Origin of the sequence: Mesorhizobium sp. AD1-1 (assembly GCF_020164655.1) — a bacterium.
Classification (GTDB): domain Bacteria; phylum Pseudomonadota; class Alphaproteobacteria; order Rhizobiales; family Rhizobiaceae; genus Mesorhizobium; species Mesorhizobium ciceri.
In genome coordinates this window covers 370,589-386,749 of the sequence record NZ_JAIUGP010000001.1, presented here as the reverse complement: position 1 = coordinate 386,749, position 16,161 = coordinate 370,589, and the positions used below count along the sequence as shown (strand labels likewise).

Genomic DNA, 16,161 nt, shown 5'->3' with positions numbered 1-16,161 from the left:
TCGTTTGCCCGGCCAGATGGAGCAGGATAAAATCCGCTCGGCCACACCGCATATGATGGGGGAACTACCATGGACAAGGGCAAGATCTTTCGCGACCTGCATGCCTCGACCTTCGTCGTGCCCAATCCCTGGGATATCGGCACGACCAAGCTGCTCGGCTCGTTCGGCTTCACGGCGCTGGCGACGACCAGCGCCGGCTTTGCCTTTTCGCGCGGCCTGCCGGACGGCGCGGTGACCTTCGACCAGATGATCCACCATTGCCGCGAAGTGACCGCGGCGACCAGCCTGCCGGTCTCGGCCGACCTCGAGAAAGGCAAGGGCGACAGCGCCGAGCAGGCCGCCGAAACCATCTTCGCGGCGGAAGCTGCCGGCCTTGCCGGCTGCTCGATCGAAGACCACACCGGCGATCCGGACAAGCCGATCTATGATTTTGCGCACGCCGTCGAACGCGTTGCGGCGGCCGTGGAAGCGGCGCGGGCCCTGAAACGCGATTTCGTCTTCACTGCGCGGGCCGAGAATTTCCTCTGGGGCAAGTCCGACCTCGACGACACGATCAAGCGGCTGCAGGCGTTCGAGAAGGCCGGCGCCGACGTACTCTATGCGCCAGGCATCGGCAACGTCGAGATGATCCGCACGCTCTGCTCTGCCGTCAGCAAGCCGGTCAATGTCATGGCGGTACCGGGTTTTACCATCGCCGATCTCGCCATGGCCGGCGTCAAGCGTATCTCGCTCGGGCCGTGGCTGACCAATTTCGCCTACGGCATGCTGGAAACGGCGGCACGCGAAATCCAGCAAGACGGCACCTTCGGCTTCACCCGCGCCGCCATGCCGTTCAGCAAATTGCAGGCCCTCTTCGGCAAATCTTCGGATTAATGGGGCCCGTCGCATGACGCTGACCGTGATCGACATGCATACTGGCGGCGAGCCGCTGAGGATCGTCACCGGCGGCTATCCCGGTATCCCCAAGGGCACGATCCTGGAAAAGCGCGCCTATGTGCGCGACCATCTCGATCATCTCAGGAAAATCCTGATGTTCGAGCCACGCGGCCATTACGACATGTATGGCGCCTTGCTGGTCGAGCCGGACCTGCCCGGCGCCGACCTCGCCGTGCTGTTCATGCACAATGAGGGCTATTCGACGATGTGCGGCCACGCCATCGTCGCGCTCGGCCGCTACGCCATCGATGAAGGGCTGGTGGCGAAACAGGAACCAGTCACGACAGTCAATATCGAGGCGCCGTGCGGGCTGGTCGTCGCCTCGGTCGAGGTCAGGGACGGCAAGGCCGGTGCGGTTTCGTTCGAAAGCGTGCCGGCCTTCCTGTTCGCCGGTGGACAGGCGATCGAATTGGCGGGCCACGGCACGATTGGCTTCGACGTCGCCTATGGCGGCGCCTTCTACGCGCTGGCCGATTGTCACCAATTCGGGCTCGAATTCGGCAGAAGCCGGATGCGCGATTTCGTCGATGCGGCAACGGGGCTGACGGACAGGCTCAAGGCTGAATTTCCGCTGTCGCATCCCGACCACGGCGACCTTGCCTTCCTATACGGTACCATCCTGACCGATGGCCGCGACACATTTTCCGGCGAGGTGACCAAAAACATCTGCGTCTTCGCCGAAGCCGAGGTCGACCGCTCGCCAACCGGTTCCGGCGTCACCGCAAGGCTGGCGGCCATGCATGCCAAGGGCGAGATCGCGATCGGACAGACGCGCACATTCGAGAGCATCGCCGGCTCGCGTTTTTCCGGAGCCGTGGCGCGGACGGCGAAGGCTGGACGGCATGAGGCGATCATCGCCCGCGTCGGCGGCCGCGCCTACTATTCCGGGCGGGCCGAATTCATCGTCGAGGCCGATGACGAGCTCGGACGCGGATTTCTGTTGCGCTGAAGAAAATGCCTAGCCGCGTGAGGGGCGAGCCACTTCCCGCACCGAGATCGCCTTGTGCAGATGCACCATCATGGCGGCGGCGAACAGCGGCGTCAGCAGGTTGAGCAACGGCACGGCGAGGAAAGCGGCGATGAGCAGCCCGGCGAGAAACACTGTGCCGGCATAGTGCCTGCGCAAGGCCCTGGCCTCGTCTTCGCCGCGAAAGCGCATGGCGGCGAATTCGAAGAACTCGCGCCCGAGCAGATAGCCGTTGACGATGAAGAAGGCGGCTATGTTGACGCCCGGCACCAAGAGAAGCAGCAGGGCGACGATGTTGCCGAGAATGACGACACCGAGGAATCGCGCCGACAGCACCAGCGAGCGCAGCGCCGGCATGGCGCGGCCGGTCGGATCGCGGGGATAGTCGGTGCGCTCGACCACTTCGGCGATATCGTCGAGGAACAGGCCAGCGACAACAGCCGTCACCGGCGCGATGAGCAACGCCATGCCGAAGGCAAGCGCTATTGCCGCGATGATGCCGCCGAGCCACCCGGCCCAGGACGGCATGCCGGGCAACAGCGTCTGCAGCCACGGCAGCGCCAGCCACTCGACGAGGCTGGTCAGGCCGAACCACAGAGCCACCAGTGCCAGCACGGTCAAGCCCAGCGTCTTGACGAACACGGCCCGAAAGGGAGGCGAAATCAGCTCGAGGGCCGCAGCGCGGGCAGCGTCGAAAATCACCTTGTCACACCCCCGGTTAGCGGACGCCGCCTAAAAGGCGGATGCTTCCGAGATAGGCAGCGCAGGCCATGAGCACAAGCGGGCTGGCGTTTACCGCGCAAACGCCGGCTTTCGAACTGGGATGGTCATGGCAGCGACCCCGGCCACGACAAAACCCATGCCCAGCCATGCCGTCGAACCAAGACTTTCGCCGAGGAAGAGAGCGCCGATGCCGACGCCGATCGGCACGCGCAGATAGGCCTGCGAGGTGGTGCCGACCGAACCCAGCGTGTGGATGAGGCGGAAATAGATAACGAAGGCCAGCGCGGTGGAAAAGACCGACAGGCCGAGCAGGGCCAGGATCGACGCGGTCGATGGCGCCAGCGTCCACGGCTGGTCGAACACCAGACTGAGCGGCACGAGGATGACGGCGCCGCACAGCATGGAACCGGCGGCCGGTAGCATTGGGTCGAGGCCCTTGAAACCGCGGCCGAAAATGGCGGCCCCGGCATAGCAGACCGTCGCGGCGACGATTGCCAATTGCGCCCACAATTCATGACCGAGGCCACTCAGCGCCTGCGTGCCGATAATGAGGCAGATGCCGGCAATGCCGGCGCCCACACCGATCAGTTTGCGCAAGGTGACCGGCTCGTGGCGGGTGATGAGCGCGGTCAAGAGGAAGGTGAAGATCGGTGAGGTCGCGTTGAGGATGGTGGCGAGGCCGGCATCGACCGAGCGTTCGGCCGCGGCGATCAGGGTGAACGGAATAACGCTGTTGAGGCAGGCCTGGAAGGCGAAGCGGCGCCAGCTTGCAGCGTCGCCCGGCAAGGCGAGCCCGCGCCAGCGGATGATGGCCAACAGGATGCCGCCAGCGATCAGGGTGCGGGCGGCAATGAAGGTGACCGGCGGGATGGTTTCGACGCCGATCTTGATGAAGGTGTAGGAGGCGCCCCAGAGCACTGCCAGCACGACGAGCAGTACCAGGTCGGTGGTCAGATCGTTTTTTGCAGGCTCGTTCTTCGTCGACATGCTTTTTGTAGACATTGGGGGCTGGCTCGCCTTCGAAGCGGGATCGTCTGATCCAGGCTTATAGGCGGTGCGGCGATGAAATGCTTCGGCCACGGTCGAATTGTCATAGCGCCTCGCGGCTGATGCGCCTTTGCCTGTTCCGCCAAAGTTGCGTGTCACGCCCTAGGCAAACCGGTTTCAAATCGCTAGACCCGCGCCGGGCCGGCGTGGCAAGAAGCCGGCTCGGGTTTTTGGCGGAGATTTTGATGCCGAATTATGACGTGCTTTGCATCGGCAATGCCATTGTCGACATCATCGCCCAGTGCGACGAGGAATTCCTCGAGACCAACGGCATCATCAAGGGCGCGATGAACCTCATCGACACACAACGCGCCGAACTGCTCTACAGCCGCATGGGCCCGGCGATCGAGGCGTCCGGCGGCAGCGCCGGCAACACGGCGGCCGGCGTCGCCAGCTTCGGCGGCCGCGCCGCCTTCTTCGGCAAGGTCTCCAACGATGCGCTGGGCGAAATCTACGCGCACGACATCCATGCACAGGGCGTCGCCTTCGACACCACGCCGCTCAAGGGCGAGCCGCCGACGGCGCGGTCGATGATCTTCGTCACCCCTGACGGCGAGCGTTCGATGAACACCTATCTCGGCGCCTGCGTCGAGCTTGGGCCGGAGGATGTCGAGGCCGATAAGGCTTCTGGCGCCAAGGTCACCTATTTCGAAGGCTATCTGTGGGACCCGCCGCGCGCCAAGGAAGCGATCCGCCAGACGGCGAAGCTGGCGCACGCAGCAGGCCGCGAAGTGTCGATGACGCTGTCGGATTCGTTCTGCGTCGACCGCTACCGCGACGAATTCCTCGAGCTGATGCGTTCGGGCACGGTCGACATCGTCTTTGCCAACAGCCACGAGATCAAATCGCTCTACCAGACATCCTCGTTCGACGAGGCGCTGGCGCAGATCCGCAAGGATTGCCGGATCGCCGCCGTGACCCGCTCGGAAAAAGGCTCCGTGATCGTGCGCGGCGACGAGACGGTGGTGATCAAGGCGACCGCCATCAAGGAACTGGTCGACACGACGGGCGCCGGCGATCTCTATGCCGCCGGCTTCCTGCATGGCTACACACAAGGCCGCGACCTGCAAACCTGCGGCGACCTTGGCTCACTGGCGGCCGGATTGGTGATCCAGCAGATCGGCCCCAGGCCCCGGCAGAATCTGCGCCGCGAGGCTGAGCAGGCGGGGTTGCTGTAGGGGTCCCGGCGCTTTTAACCTCTCCCCTTGTGGGAGAGGTCGGATTGCCCCGATTTGTCCTTTACAAATCGGATGGCAATCCGGGTGAGGGGTAGCTTGGCGCCAAGCTGGAACACCCCTCAACCGTCTTGGCGCTACGCGCCAATCCACCTTCTCCCACAAGGGGAGAAGGAAATGCCGTCGCGCGGCTGTCACACATGACACCTACACGCAATCTGGGCGCCCGCGACTGACATTTCGGTGCGCCCTCAGTCAGTTGGGGTGTCAAGAAATGCTGGACAGCATGCTGTCGGGCGGCCGGACCGGTTGCCGCCGCGATTTCCGTTTTCCGCACTAGAAGTTCAACAATCGGCCGCAGCTGAGGGGGAGCGCGCGGCCAGAAGACAGATGCATGAACAGATTTCAAATCCAGGGCCTCAAGCAGGACGACTTCGCGGAGATGGTCGCGGAAGACGTCGAACGTGCACTTGCCCACTATGACGAGGCCATCAACAAGCCCACCATGGTCTCGGTCGGCAAGATCGCCGGCAGCATAGCGTCCGCCGTCACCTTGTTGTCACCGAAGCACCAGCGCGCCATCGACGCCATCCATGCCGACCTGCCCGGCCTGGCGTCGAAATTCGTGCGCGCGCTGGCGGCGGAAGCCGCGCGCCGCAGCGAAGCCGGTATTGCCGGCGTGACAAATCCGCCGACGACCCCGTTGGCCGATGTCGAGCCTCCTTCGCTGCCAAAGTCCGACGATCTCGAATCGATGCTGATCGAGGACTGGGCCGGCCGCGTCGCCGGTTCGACCTATCTGGAAGAGCATCTGCGCATCGCCCGCTCGACCCTGCACCGCTGGCAGCGGCGGGGTGAGGTCATCGCCTTGCGCAAGGGCGGCCGCAAACATGTCTTCCCGCTGGCGCAGTTCGTCGACGGCCGGCCGGTTGCAGGCATTCGCGACGTGCTATCCCTGATCACCAATCCGAGGCTCGCATGGCTGTGGCTGACGCGGCCCTCGGCGCAGCTCGACGGCCGCGTCCCGATCGACTTGCTGCGGCAGGATCAGGTGGACGAGGTCGTCGAGGCCGCGCGCGTATTCGCGCCGGGCTGAACGCCTCGCGGACTCACCGCTGAGGCCAGCCCCTCAAGTCCCCGCCGTGTACGCCGCGATCGCCGCCATGTTGACGATGTCGCTATCCTTGGCGTTCAGCGACACGATCTGAACCGGCTTGTTCAGTCCCACCAGCAGCGGGCCGATCACCGTCGAGCCGCCGAGTTCCTGCAGCATCTTGGTCGAGATCGAGGCCGAGTGGAACGCCGGCATGATCAGCACATTGGCCGGGCCGGTCAGGCGGATGAACGGGTATTGCGCCATGGCGCGGGCGTTGAGGGCGACGTCGGCGGCCATTTCGCCGTCATATTCGAAATCGACGCGGCGCTTGTCGAGGATGCGCACGGCTTCCTGGACGCGCTCGGAGCGTTCGCCCTGCGGATGGCCAAAGGTGGAATAGGCGAGCATGGCGAGCCTCGGCTCATAACCCATGCGGCGGGCAAAGCCTGCCGCCTCCTCGGCGATGTCGGCGATCTGCTCGGCGTTCGGCATATCGTGCACGGCGGTGTCGGCGACCAGCACGGTCTTGCCCCGCGCCAGCACGATCGAGACGCCGATGACGCGGTGGCCGGGCTTGGCGTCGATGACGCGGCGGATGTCGTCGAGCGCTGTCGAATAGTTGCGGGTGACGCCGGTGACAATGCCGTCGGCGTCGCCCAGCGCCACCATGCAGGCGGCAAAGTGGTTGCGATCGTTGTTGATCAGCCGCTGGCAGTCGCGAAACAGGAAGCCTTTGCGCTGCATGCGCTCGTAGAGGTAGTCGGTGTAGATGCCGTTGCGGCGCGACAGCCTTGCATTGATGATCTCGATGCCTTGCTTGTTCAAGTCGATGCCGGCGTGCTTGGCGTTTTCCTTGATGACGTCGTCGCGGCCGAGCAGGATGGCGGTGCCGAGCTTCTGGTTCACATAGGAGACGGCGGCGCGCATGACCTGTTCCTCCTCGCCCTCGGCGAAGACGATGCGCTTGGGCTGGCGGCGCACGCGGTCGTAGATGCGCTGCAGGGTCGAAGCGATCGGGTCGCGGCGGGCCGACAGCTCCTGCGCGTAACGGTCGAGGTCAAGGATCGGCTTGCGGGCGACGCCTGAATCCATCGCCGCCTTGGCGACCGCGATCGGGATGGCCGAGATCAGGCGCGGGTCGAACGGGACCGGGATGATGTAGTTGGGGCCAAATTTCGGACGATTGCCCTGATAGGCGGCGGCGACGTCGTCGGGCACGTCCTGGCGCGCCAGTGCCGCCAGCGCCTGGGCGGCGGCGATCTTCATGTCGTCATTGATGGTGGTTGCCCTGACATCCAGCGCGCCGCGGAAGATATAGGGGAAGCCGAGCACGTTGTTGACCTGATTGGGATAATCGGAACGCCCTGTGGCCATGATGGCGTCTGTGCGGATTTCGGCGACCTCCTCCGGCGTGATTTCCGGGTCGGGATTGGCCATGGCGAAGATGATCGGGTTCTTGGCCATCGACTGCACCATGGCGGTGGTCAGCGCGCCCTTGGCGGAAAGGCCGAGGAAGACGTCGGCGCCGTCGAGCGCCTCGGCGAGGCTGCGCGCCTCGGTCTTGACCGCATGCGCCGATTTCCACTGGTTCATGCCTTCGGTGCGGCCCTGGAAAACCACGCCCTTGGTGTCGCATAGGATGATGTTTTCGGGCGAAAAGCCCATCGCCTTCATCAGCTCGATGCAGGCGATGCCGGCGGCGCCGGCGCCGTTGCAGACCATTTTCGTGGTCTTCATGTCGCGACCGGTGATCTCCAGCGCGTTGATCAGGCCGGCGGCGGAGATGATCGCAGTGCCGTGCTGGTCGTCATGGAAGACCGGAATGTCCATCAATTCGCGCAGCCGCTGCTCGATGATGAAGCATTCCGGCGCCTTGATGTCCTCGAGATTGATGCCGCCGAAAGAGGGCCCGAGGAAACGCACGCAGTTGATGAACTCGTCGGCGTCCTCGGTGTCGACCTCGAGGTCGATGGAATCGACATCGGCGAAGCGCTTGAACAGCACCGCCTTGCCCTCCATCACCGGCTTGGAGGCCAGCGCGCCGAGATTGCCGAGACCGAGGATAGCCGTGCCGTTGGAGATGACGGCGACCATGTTGCCGCGCGTCGTGTAGTCGAAGGCGCGCGAGGGGTCTTCGGCGATGGCCAGGACCGGAACCGCGACACCAGGCGAATAGGCGAGGCTGAGGTCGCGTTGCGTCGCCATCGGCTTGGTGGCGACGACCTCCAGCTTGCCGGGGCGACCCATGGCGTGGAATTCGAGCGCTTCCTGCGCACTGACGGACGGACCGCTGTTCTCGGTTTTCCTGGCCATGATGTTCTTGATTTCCTCACCGGTGCAGCACCTCGTTGAAGCGGGTGCTTTGTGTCGGACCGAATTAAGACCACGCGCCGCCGCGTGTAAACCGCCAGCGTGCGGAATCGCGGTTGGTACGCGCGATTGCGGGCATCCTGCCGTCCCGGTCGTCCCCTGTTTTTCGAAGCCCCGGCATTAAACCGCGCGATCACATCTGCTAGCGTGCGGCGCATGAACATGCACAGCCCGAACGAGCCGGACGCCCCCGAGGCGATGACGCCGGTGCCGACCGCCCACGCCGGCGCCACGCCGATGATCGAGCAATTCATCGAGATCAAGGCGGCAAACCCGGATTCGCTGCTGTTCTACCGCATGGGCGATTTCTACGAGCTGTTCTTCGACGATGCCGAGAAGGCGAGCCGGGCGCTGGGCATCGTCTTGACCAAGCGCGGCAAGTATCAAGGGCTCGACATTCCGATGTGCGGCGTGCCGGTGCATGCTGCTGACGACTATCTGCAGAAGCTGATCGGCCAGGGTTTCCGCGTTGCCGTCTGCGAACAGATCGAGGATCCGGCCGAGGCGAAGAAACGCGGCGGCAAATCGGTGGTGCGCCGCGATGTGGTGCGGCTGGTGACACCAGGCACCATCACCGAGGACAAATTGCTGGCGCCGTCGGAATCGAGCTTCCTGATGGCGCTGGGGCGGGTGAAAGGCGGAGCGGACCCCTCCTTTGCGCTGGCCTGGATCGACATCTCGACCGGCGCCTTCCGCGTCACCGACACCACCGCCGACCGGCTTTTGGCTGACATCTTCCGTGTCGATCCGCGTGAGTTGATCGTTGCCGAGCCAGTGTTCCACGATCCGGAACTGAAGCCGGTGTTCGACGTGCTCGGCCGCGTCGCCAGCCCGCAACCACCGTCACTGTTCGATTCGGCGTCGGCGACAGGGCGCATCGCCCGCTTCTTCGATGTGGCGACGCCGGACAGTTTTGGCGCCTTTTCGCGCGCCGAACTATCGGCGATCTCGGGCGCCATTGCCTATGTCGAGAAGACGCAGAAAGCGGAGCGCCCGCCGCTGTCGCGGCCCGAACGCGAGGAGCAGGGTTCGACCCTGTTCATCGATCCGGCGACACGCGGCAATCTGGAACTGCTGCGCACGCTGTCGGGCAGCCGCGAAGGCTCGCTGTTCAAGGCGATCGACCGCACGGTGACCGGCGGCGGCGCAAGGCTGCTCGCCGACCGGCTGATGGCGCCGCTGACCGACCCGGCGGCGATCGGCGCCAGGCTGGACTCAGTGTCGTTCTTCCGTTCCGAAACGCGACTTTGCCAGGCGGTGCGGTCGAGCCTGAAGAGCGTTGCCGACATGCCCCGCGCGCTGTCCAGGCTGGCGCTCAACCGGGGTGGGCCGCGCGACCTTGGCGCGCTGCGCGCCGGCTTCGAGGCGGCAGGCGCGATCGCCGAAATCTTTGCCGCGACCGCCCTGCCCCCGGAACTTGCGGCGGCATTGGCCGCCATCCATGCACTGCCCCAAGCGCTTTCGCAGCATCTGATGCAGGCACTTGGCGACGAACTGCCGCTGCTCAAGCGCGACGGCGGCTTCGTTCGTGGCGGCTACCATGCCGATCTCGACGAGATGCGGGCGCTGCGCGACGAATCGCGAAAGGTGATCGCCGGGCTGGAACGCTCGCTGATCGACGAGACCGGCATCCGCTCGCTGAAAATCCGGCACAACAATGTGCTCGGCTACTATATCGAGGTGACCGCCAACCACCATGCTGTGATGACCGGCAGCGATGGCGCCAAGGCGCGCTTCATCCACCGCCAGACCATGGCCAACGCCATGCGCTTTACCACGACCGAGCTTGCCGAGCTCGAGACCAAGATCGCCAATGCCGCCGACCGGGCGCTCAACATCGAACTGGCCGCCTTCGAGGCGCTGACGACGGAAGCGGTCGGCGAAGCGGAGAAGATCCGTGCCGGCGCCGATGCACTGGCCGTGCTCGATGTCTCCGCGGCGCTCGCGCTTCTGTCGGAAAGCGAAGCCTGGTGCCGGCCGGTGGTGGATTCGAGCCTTGCCTTCGAGATTACGGGCGGGCGGCATCCGGTGGTCGAACAGGCCTTGCGCCGCTCCGGCGAAGGCCCGTTCGTCGCCAATGATTGCGACCTGTCGCCGGAGGGAGCTGCCCGGAACGGCGCGATCTGGCTTTTGACCGGCCCGAACATGGGCGGTAAATCGACATTCCTGCGGCAAAACGCGCTGATCGCCATCCTGGCCCAGACCGGCTCGTTCGTGCCGGCGACATCGGCCCATATCGGCGTCGTCGACCGGCTGTTCTCGCGTGTCGGCGCCTCGGACGATCTGGCGCGCGGCCGCTCGACCTTCATGGTCGAGATGGTCGAGACGGCAGCGATCCTCAACCAGGCCGGCGAGCGCGCACTGGTGATCCTCGACGAGATCGGCCGCGGCACCGCCACTTTCGATGGCCTGTCGATCGCCTGGGCGGCGGTCGAATATCTGCATGAGAAGAACCGCTGCCGGGCAATCTTCGCCACCCATTTCCACGAAATGACCTCGCTGGCCGGCAAGCTGGTGCGGCTCCACAATGTCACCATGCGGGTCAAAGAATGGGAAAACGACGTCGTCTTCCTGCACGAGGTCGGCAAGGGTGCCGCCGACCGCTCCTACGGCGTGCAGGTGGCGCGGCTGGCCGGCCTGCCGGAAGCGGTGGTCGACCGGGCCAAGGAAGTGCTGCACCAACTGGAAGAGGGCGAAGTTTCGGGCAAGACCAACCGGCTGGTCGACGATCTTCCATTGTTTTCGGTGGCGGTGAAGCGAGAAGCGCCGAAGCCGGTCAAGAGCGACGCGCTGGGTATGGCGCTCGGCGAGATCAACCCGGACGAAATGACGCCACGCGAGGCGCTGGAAGCGCTCTACCGGCTGAAGGGGTTGGCGGGGACGTAGTCAGATCATCTCCAACCCGCGCTTGCGCGCTGGTGGCGGGAAGGCGCGGTCGAGATCGGCGATGTCCTGCGGCGCAAGCTTGATGTCGAGCGCAGCGACATTCTGGCGGACATGCTCCTCGCTGCTGGCCTTCGGGATGGCGATGACGCCCTCCTGATGCATCACCCAGGCCAGGGCGATTTGCGCTGGGGTCGCATTGTGGCGCCCGGCGATGGCTTCGAGCCTGGCATTGCGCGCCAACGCACCCTGCTCGACCGGAGAATAGGCCATCAAGGGGATGCCGCGCTGCCGGCTCCAGGGCGCCAGATCGAATTCGAGGCCACGCCGGACCAAATTGTAGAGCACCTGGTTGGTCTGGACATTGCCGCCATCGGGCAGGCCGATCAGCTCTTCCATCTCGTCGGTGTCGAAATTGCTGACGCCCCAGTGGCGGATCTTGCCGGCCTTTTTCAGGGCCTCGAAGGCCGCGACGGTTTCCGTCAATGGCACGCTGCCGGGCCAATGCAAGAGATAGAGATCGATGCGGTCGGTGCGCAGGCGTTTCAGGCTGTTTTCGCAGGCCCGCTGCACGCCCGCGCGCGAGGCGTTCGACGGTAGCACTTTCGAGACCAGGAAGGTCTCGTCGCGGCGCCCGGCAATGGCTTCGGCCACCACCTCCTCGGCACCGCCGCTGGCATACATTTCGGCGGTGTCGATCAACGTGATGCCGAGGTCGAGGCCGAGCTTGAGGGCATTCACCTCATCGGCGCGGCGACGGGAATCTTCGCCCATCTTCCATGTGCCCTGGCCAAGCACCTGAACGGCTTCGCCGGAGGGCAGTTTGGTGGTTCTGATGGTCGGTGGCATGGCGGGCTCCAGTTGGGGCCGGATCGCATCACAGGCTGGGCGATAAATCCAGAGGCGTTCTCGCCGCGCTGGCGATGGCTGAAGACTTACTTCACCGGATGGGCGGCGAGCCAGGCCTGCATCTGCTTGATCTCTGCTTCCTGCGCGGCGATGACGCCTTCGGCCAGCTTGCGGATTTCCGGGTCCTTGCCATTGGCAAGTTCAACCTTGGCCATGTCGATCGCACCCTGATGGTGCGGGATCATGCCTCTGACGAAATCGACGTCGGCATTGCCGGTATAGTCGGACGCCATCATGTCGGCATGCATCTTGTCCATCGCCGCCTTGTAGCCTTCCGTCGAAGGACTGGTCGCGTCCGTCGCCATAGCGCCCATGTCGTGTTTCATCTCTTCGCTCTGCGCCGGAACGCTTTCGAGGAAGACGGCAACCAGCATTCCGGCCGCCATCAGCAGCAGCACGAGTTTTTTGGCGAAGGTCATACATGGTCTCCTGTTGGATGGGTTTCGTATTTGGGGGCTTGGATCAGAGTTTCAATGTTCTCAGCCGCAATGCGTTTGCGATCACCGACACCGAGGACAGGCTCATCGCCGCCGCTGCCAGCATCGGCGACAGCAGCGTGCCGGTGAGCGGATAGAGCACGCCGGCGGCGACCGGCACGCCAAGCACGTTGTAGAGGAAGGCAAAGAACAGGTTCTGGCGGATGTTGCGGATCGTCGCCTGAGCCAGCGTGCGCGCCCGCACGATGCCGTTGAGGTCGCCTTTGACCAAGGTGATGCCGGCGCTTTCGACGGCGACATCGGCGCCGGTGCCCATGGCGATGCCGACATCGGCGGCGGCAAGGGCCGGTGCATCGTTGACGCCGTCGCCGGCCATGGCAACGCCGGTGCCTTTTGCGCGCAGTTCCTCGACAAGGGCTGCCTTCTGTTCCGGCAGCAGGCCGGCGCGGACCTCGTCGATGCCGAGGCTTCTGGCGATCGCGTTGGCCGTGCGTTCATTGTCGCCGGTCGCCATGATGATCCGCAAGCCGCTTTCATGCAGCGCCTTGATCGCCTCGGCCGTCGTTGTCTTGATAGGGTCGGCGACGGCGACGATGCCGGCCAGTTTTTTGTCGACAGCAACGAACATCGCCGTCTTGCCTTCGAGTTGCAGCGCCTCGGCCTTGGCCGAGATGGATGCGATGTCGACGCCAAGGTCGGCCATCATCGCGGCGTTCCCGAGCGCGACCGTCTTTCCCGAGACCGAACCGGACACACCCTTCCCGGTGACCGCCTCGAAGCCGCTGGCCTCTGCAACGGTCACGCCGCGCGTAGCGGCGCCGTCAACGATGGCTTCAGCCAGCGGATGCTCCGAGCCTTTCTCCAGGCCCGCGGCAAGCGCCAGCAATTCGTCTTCGGAAAAGCCGTTTGCCGTGACGACATCGGTCAGCTTCGGCCGGCCTTCGGTCAGCGTCCCCGTTTTGTCGACGATCAGCGTGTCGACGGAAGCGAAGCGTTCGAGTGCTGCGGCTTCCTTGATCAGCACGCCGGCATGCGCCCCGCGCCCGGTGGCGGTCATGATCGACATCGGCGTGGCGAGGCCGAGCGCACAGGGACAAGCGATGATCAGCACCGACACCGCCGAGACGATGGCAAAGATCAGGCTGGGCTCGGGTCCAAACACGGCCCAAGCGATGAAGGCGACAATCGCGACAAGGACGACGGCCGGGACAAAGTAGAAAGAAACGCGATCAGCCAACCCTTGGATCGGGGCGCGCGAGCGCTGCGCCTTGGCGACGAGCTCGACGATGCGCGCCAGCGTCGTCTCGGCGCCGACCTTCTCAGCGCGCATGATCAGCGCACCATTCTTGTTGAGCGTGCCGCCGGTCAGCGCATCGCCCTCGACCTTCTCGACCGGCAACGGCTCGCCCGTGATCATCGATTCGTCGAGCGAGGACCGTCCTTCCAGCACCGTGCCATCGACCGGCACGGCGTCACCGGGGCGTATGCGCAGGCGATCGCCGGCCTTGACGGCGGCGAGGGGCACGTCGTTTTCGGAACCATCGGCGGCGATCAGCCGCGCTGTCTTCGGTGCGAGATCGAGCAAGGCGCGGATCGCCGAGCCGGTCTTTTCACGGGCGCGCAGCTCCAGCACCTGGCCAAGGAAGACCAGCGCGACGATGACGGCGGCAGCCTCGAAATAAACCGGCACCGCACCGCCATGGCCGCGGAACTGATGCGGAAAGATATCCGGAAACAGCGTGGCGACGACGCTGTAGAGATAGGCGGCGCCGACGCCGAGCGAGATCAGCGTCCACATGTTGGGGCTGCGGTTGACGAGCGAATCCCAGCCGCGGTGGAAGAAAGGCAGTGCCGCCCACAACACGACGGGGCTGGCCAATGCCAGCTCAAGCCAGACCTTCGTCCGCTCGTCGACAAAAGCCTGGAAAGTCAGGCCAAGCATCGGCGCCATGGCGACGACCAGCAAAGGGACGGATAGAGCGGCACTGACCCAGAATCGCCTGGTGAAATCGACCAGTTCCGGATTGGGACCCTCGTCACCCGTTGGTACGCCCATCGGCTCCAGCGCCATGCCGCATTTCGGGCAGGATCCGGGCTTGTCGCGGACGATCTCCGGGTGCATCGGGCAGGTGTATTGCGTGCCCTTGGGCATCGGCTGCGGTGCTGGCCTGCCGCCGAGATATTTTTGCGGCTCCGCCTCGAATTTCGCCTGGCAAGCGGCCGAGCAGAAATAGAAGCCCTGGCCTTCGTGGCGGGCAAAATGACTGGCTGTCGCGCGGTCGACGCTCATGCCGCAGACCGGATCGGTGGCGGTCAGGAATTTTTCCAGTTCGGCGACGAATTTCGTGCGGCAGCCCTGGCTGCAGAAATGATAGAGATGGCCATCATGCTCGGCCGTCGGCTTGCCAGCCGCCGGATCGACAGTCATGCCGCAGACCGGGTCGCGGACGACGCTCTTCGTGGTGGGCACGGCGCCTTTTGTCGAGCAGCAGCTGCCGTGCGCGTGATGATCGTGATCTGAATGCGTCATTCGAAAATGCCTTGATGGATCGGTGTGTGACGTGGAGATAGGGCTTCCAGTAACTGGAAGGTCAAGGGCTGTTTCGACTTTTCTTCTCCGGTCCACGGCGCGTCCATCCACCCCAGAAAAAGTCTCACGCGGCAACACCAGGCCTGCTAGAAAGCGCGAGCGTCGCGGGGGTGGGGATTTTCTTCGGCAATGAAGCGTCTGGTCATCAATCTCGATCGGTCTCCCGATCGCCTTGCCCGTGTGACGGCGGAGTTTGCCCGCATCGGCGTTGCATTCGAACGCGTTCAGGCCATAGACGCACGCGACCGGCCGGAGCTGGACCAGCTGCCGCAAAATGTCGGATATCGGAACAGGCTGCCATTGACTGACGGCGAGATCGCCTGCCTGCTCAGTCACCGGGCCTGCTGGGCTGTCATCGCGCAAGGCGACGCCCGCTACGGGGCGATTTTCGAGGACGACATCGTCTTTGCCGCAAAAGCCGGCGCATTGCTTCGCGACAGCGACTGGATCCCAGCCGATGCCGAAGTCGTCAAGCTCGAAAGCTACTTCTGTAAGACCGTGATCCGACGCAAGCGCATTGCCATCGGTCACGGCTTTTCCACATCCAAACTCGACGCCGAACATATAGGAACCGCCGGCTACATCATCTCCAGGCAAACCGCGCTCGACCTGATCAAGGCCACCGAGGAGATCGGCATCGCTGTCGACGACCTTGTCTTCAACCCCGAGTTTTCGGTTTTGCGAGGCGAGACGATCTATCAGCTTGTTCCTGCGCTCTGCGCGCAAGATCAGTTCCTTGGCGACAGGGCGCTCCAATTGCCAAGCCTGCTCAGAGAAAAGCGGGATATCCAGTGCGCCGCACCCGCCGGGACCGGGAAACGCAGAAAGACAGCCATAGCGAGGGTCAAAGCCGAGGCTCGGCGAATAGGCAAGCGCATTGTCGATTTCGGTCGACTGAAGCGGAGAATGGTCATTCCATTTACTTATCCGAGCCAAAACTCAGCCGGGTCTTGAACCGGCTTCAACGCCCCATACCCAGCGCCGCCAAAACGCGCTATAGACGCCGCCGAAACGGCAAGGCCGACTGG

The 16,161-nt window shown here is 64.3% G+C and carries 12 protein-coding genes; 6 read left to right on the top strand and 6 right to left on the bottom strand.

Features of this window, described 5'->3' with window-relative positions; genetic code table 11:
• Positions 1 to 69: 69 nt before the first annotated feature.
• Positions 70 to 873: an oxaloacetate decarboxylase gene (locus tag LB519_RS01775; RefSeq protein ID WP_024505790.1), complete on the top strand. Its 804-nt coding sequence runs from the start codon at positions 70 to 72 to the stop codon at positions 871 to 873.
• A 13-nt stretch (positions 874 to 886) separates the two neighbouring features.
• The gene (locus tag LB519_RS01770) at positions 887 to 1,885 is read left to right on the top strand and encodes a proline racemase family protein (protein WP_013528049.1); all 999 of its coding nucleotides are present in this window, start codon (positions 887 to 889) and stop codon (positions 1,883 to 1,885) included.
• 9 nt (positions 1,886 to 1,894) lie between these two features.
• Here the strand turns inward: LB519_RS01770 and LB519_RS01765 are convergent, their stop codons facing one another.
• Together LB519_RS01765 and LB519_RS01760 are read right to left on the bottom strand one after the other, a co-directional pair.
• Positions 1,895 to 2,605, bottom strand: coding sequence for a sulfate transporter family protein (locus LB519_RS01765; protein ID WP_127367141.1), 711 nt, complete (start codon positions 2,603 to 2,605; stop codon positions 1,895 to 1,897).
• 90 nt (positions 2,606 to 2,695) lie between these two features.
• Complete coding sequence (locus tag LB519_RS01760; protein ID WP_013528051.1) at positions 2,696 to 3,628, bottom strand: DMT family transporter; 933 nt, start codon at positions 3,626 to 3,628, stop codon at positions 2,696 to 2,698.
• A 230-nt stretch (positions 3,629 to 3,858) separates the two neighbouring features.
• On the opposite strand from LB519_RS01760, the gene LB519_RS01755 reads away from it, so the two are divergent.
• Both LB519_RS01755 and LB519_RS01750 read left to right on the top strand, forming a co-directional pair.
• The gene (locus LB519_RS01755) at positions 3,859 to 4,851 is read left to right on the top strand and encodes an adenosine kinase (RefSeq protein ID WP_224618448.1); all 993 of its coding nucleotides are present in this window, start codon (positions 3,859 to 3,861) and stop codon (positions 4,849 to 4,851) included.
• A gap of 391 nt (positions 4,852 to 5,242) precedes the next feature.
• Positions 5,243 to 5,944, top strand: a complete 702-nt coding sequence (locus LB519_RS01750; protein ID WP_013528053.1) for an antitoxin Xre/MbcA/ParS toxin-binding domain-containing protein — start codon at positions 5,243 to 5,245, stop codon at positions 5,942 to 5,944.
• Between the two features lie 33 nt (positions 5,945 to 5,977).
• On the opposite strand, the gene LB519_RS01745 is transcribed toward LB519_RS01750, so the two are convergent.
• A complete protein-coding gene (locus tag LB519_RS01745; protein ID WP_024501796.1) occupies positions 5,978 to 8,257 on the bottom strand; it encodes an NADP-dependent malic enzyme in 2,280 nt (759 codons plus the stop codon).
• Positions 8,258 to 8,470: 213 nt separating this feature from the next.
• On the opposite strand from LB519_RS01745, the gene mutS reads away from it, so the two are divergent.
• Complete coding sequence (gene mutS / locus LB519_RS01740) at positions 8,471 to 11,200, top strand: DNA mismatch repair protein MutS (RefSeq protein ID WP_013528055.1); 2,730 nt, start codon at positions 8,471 to 8,473, stop codon at positions 11,198 to 11,200.
• Here mutS and LB519_RS01735 read toward each other — a convergent pair whose 3' ends face one another.
• The 3 genes from LB519_RS01735 to LB519_RS01725 form a co-directional block, all read right to left on the bottom strand.
• On the bottom strand, positions 11,201 to 12,046 hold the full coding sequence (locus LB519_RS01735) for an aldo/keto reductase (protein WP_063169905.1): 846 nt from the start codon (positions 12,044 to 12,046) through the stop codon (positions 11,201 to 11,203).
• Between the two features lie 86 nt (positions 12,047 to 12,132).
• Positions 12,133 to 12,525 carry a DUF305 domain-containing protein gene (locus LB519_RS01730; RefSeq protein WP_013528057.1) on the bottom strand — a complete coding sequence of 131 codons (393 nt, stop codon included), beginning with the start codon at positions 12,523 to 12,525 and terminating at the stop codon, positions 12,133 to 12,135.
• Positions 12,526 to 12,568: 43 nt separating this feature from the next.
• The gene (locus LB519_RS01725) at positions 12,569 to 15,073 is read right to left on the bottom strand and encodes a heavy metal translocating P-type ATPase (protein WP_013528058.1); all 2,505 of its coding nucleotides are present in this window, start codon (positions 15,071 to 15,073) and stop codon (positions 12,569 to 12,571) included.
• A 189-nt stretch (positions 15,074 to 15,262) separates the two neighbouring features.
• Between LB519_RS01725 and LB519_RS01720 the strand changes: the two genes are divergently transcribed.
• Positions 15,263 to 16,087, top strand: coding sequence for a glycosyltransferase family 25 protein (locus LB519_RS01720; RefSeq protein ID WP_013528059.1), 825 nt, complete (start codon positions 15,263 to 15,265; stop codon positions 16,085 to 16,087).
• The last annotated feature ends 74 nt before the right edge of the window (positions 16,088 to 16,161 follow it).

Coding starts and splice junctions, on each gene's coding strand:
- LB519_RS01775 (WP_024505790.1), top strand. CDS start 70: ATGGACAAGGGCAAGATCTTTCGCGACCTGCATGCCTCGACCTTCGTC.
- LB519_RS01770 (WP_013528049.1), top strand. CDS start 887: ATGACGCTGACCGTGATCGACATGCATACTGGCGGCGAGCCGCTGAGG.
- LB519_RS01760 (WP_013528051.1), bottom strand. CDS start 3,628: ATGTCTACAAAAAGCATGTCGACGAAGAACGAGCCTGCAAAAAACGAT.
- LB519_RS01755 (WP_224618448.1), top strand. CDS start 3,859: ATGCCGAATTATGACGTGCTTTGCATCGGCAATGCCATTGTCGACATC.
- LB519_RS01750 (WP_013528053.1), top strand. CDS start 5,243: ATGAACAGATTTCAAATCCAGGGCCTCAAGCAGGACGACTTCGCGGAG.
- LB519_RS01745 (WP_024501796.1), bottom strand. CDS start 8,257: ATGGCCAGGAAAACCGAGAACAGCGGTCCGTCCGTCAGTGCGCAGGAA.
- mutS (WP_013528055.1), top strand. CDS start 8,471: ATGAACATGCACAGCCCGAACGAGCCGGACGCCCCCGAGGCGATGACG.
- LB519_RS01735 (WP_063169905.1), bottom strand. CDS start 12,046: ATGCCACCGACCATCAGAACCACCAAACTGCCCTCCGGCGAAGCCGTT.
- LB519_RS01730 (WP_013528057.1), bottom strand. CDS start 12,525: ATGACCTTCGCCAAAAAACTCGTGCTGCTGCTGATGGCGGCCGGAATG.
- LB519_RS01725 (WP_013528058.1), bottom strand. CDS start 15,073: ATGACGCATTCAGATCACGATCATCACGCGCACGGCAGCTGCTGCTCG.
- LB519_RS01720 (WP_013528059.1), top strand. CDS start 15,263: ATGAAGCGTCTGGTCATCAATCTCGATCGGTCTCCCGATCGCCTTGCC.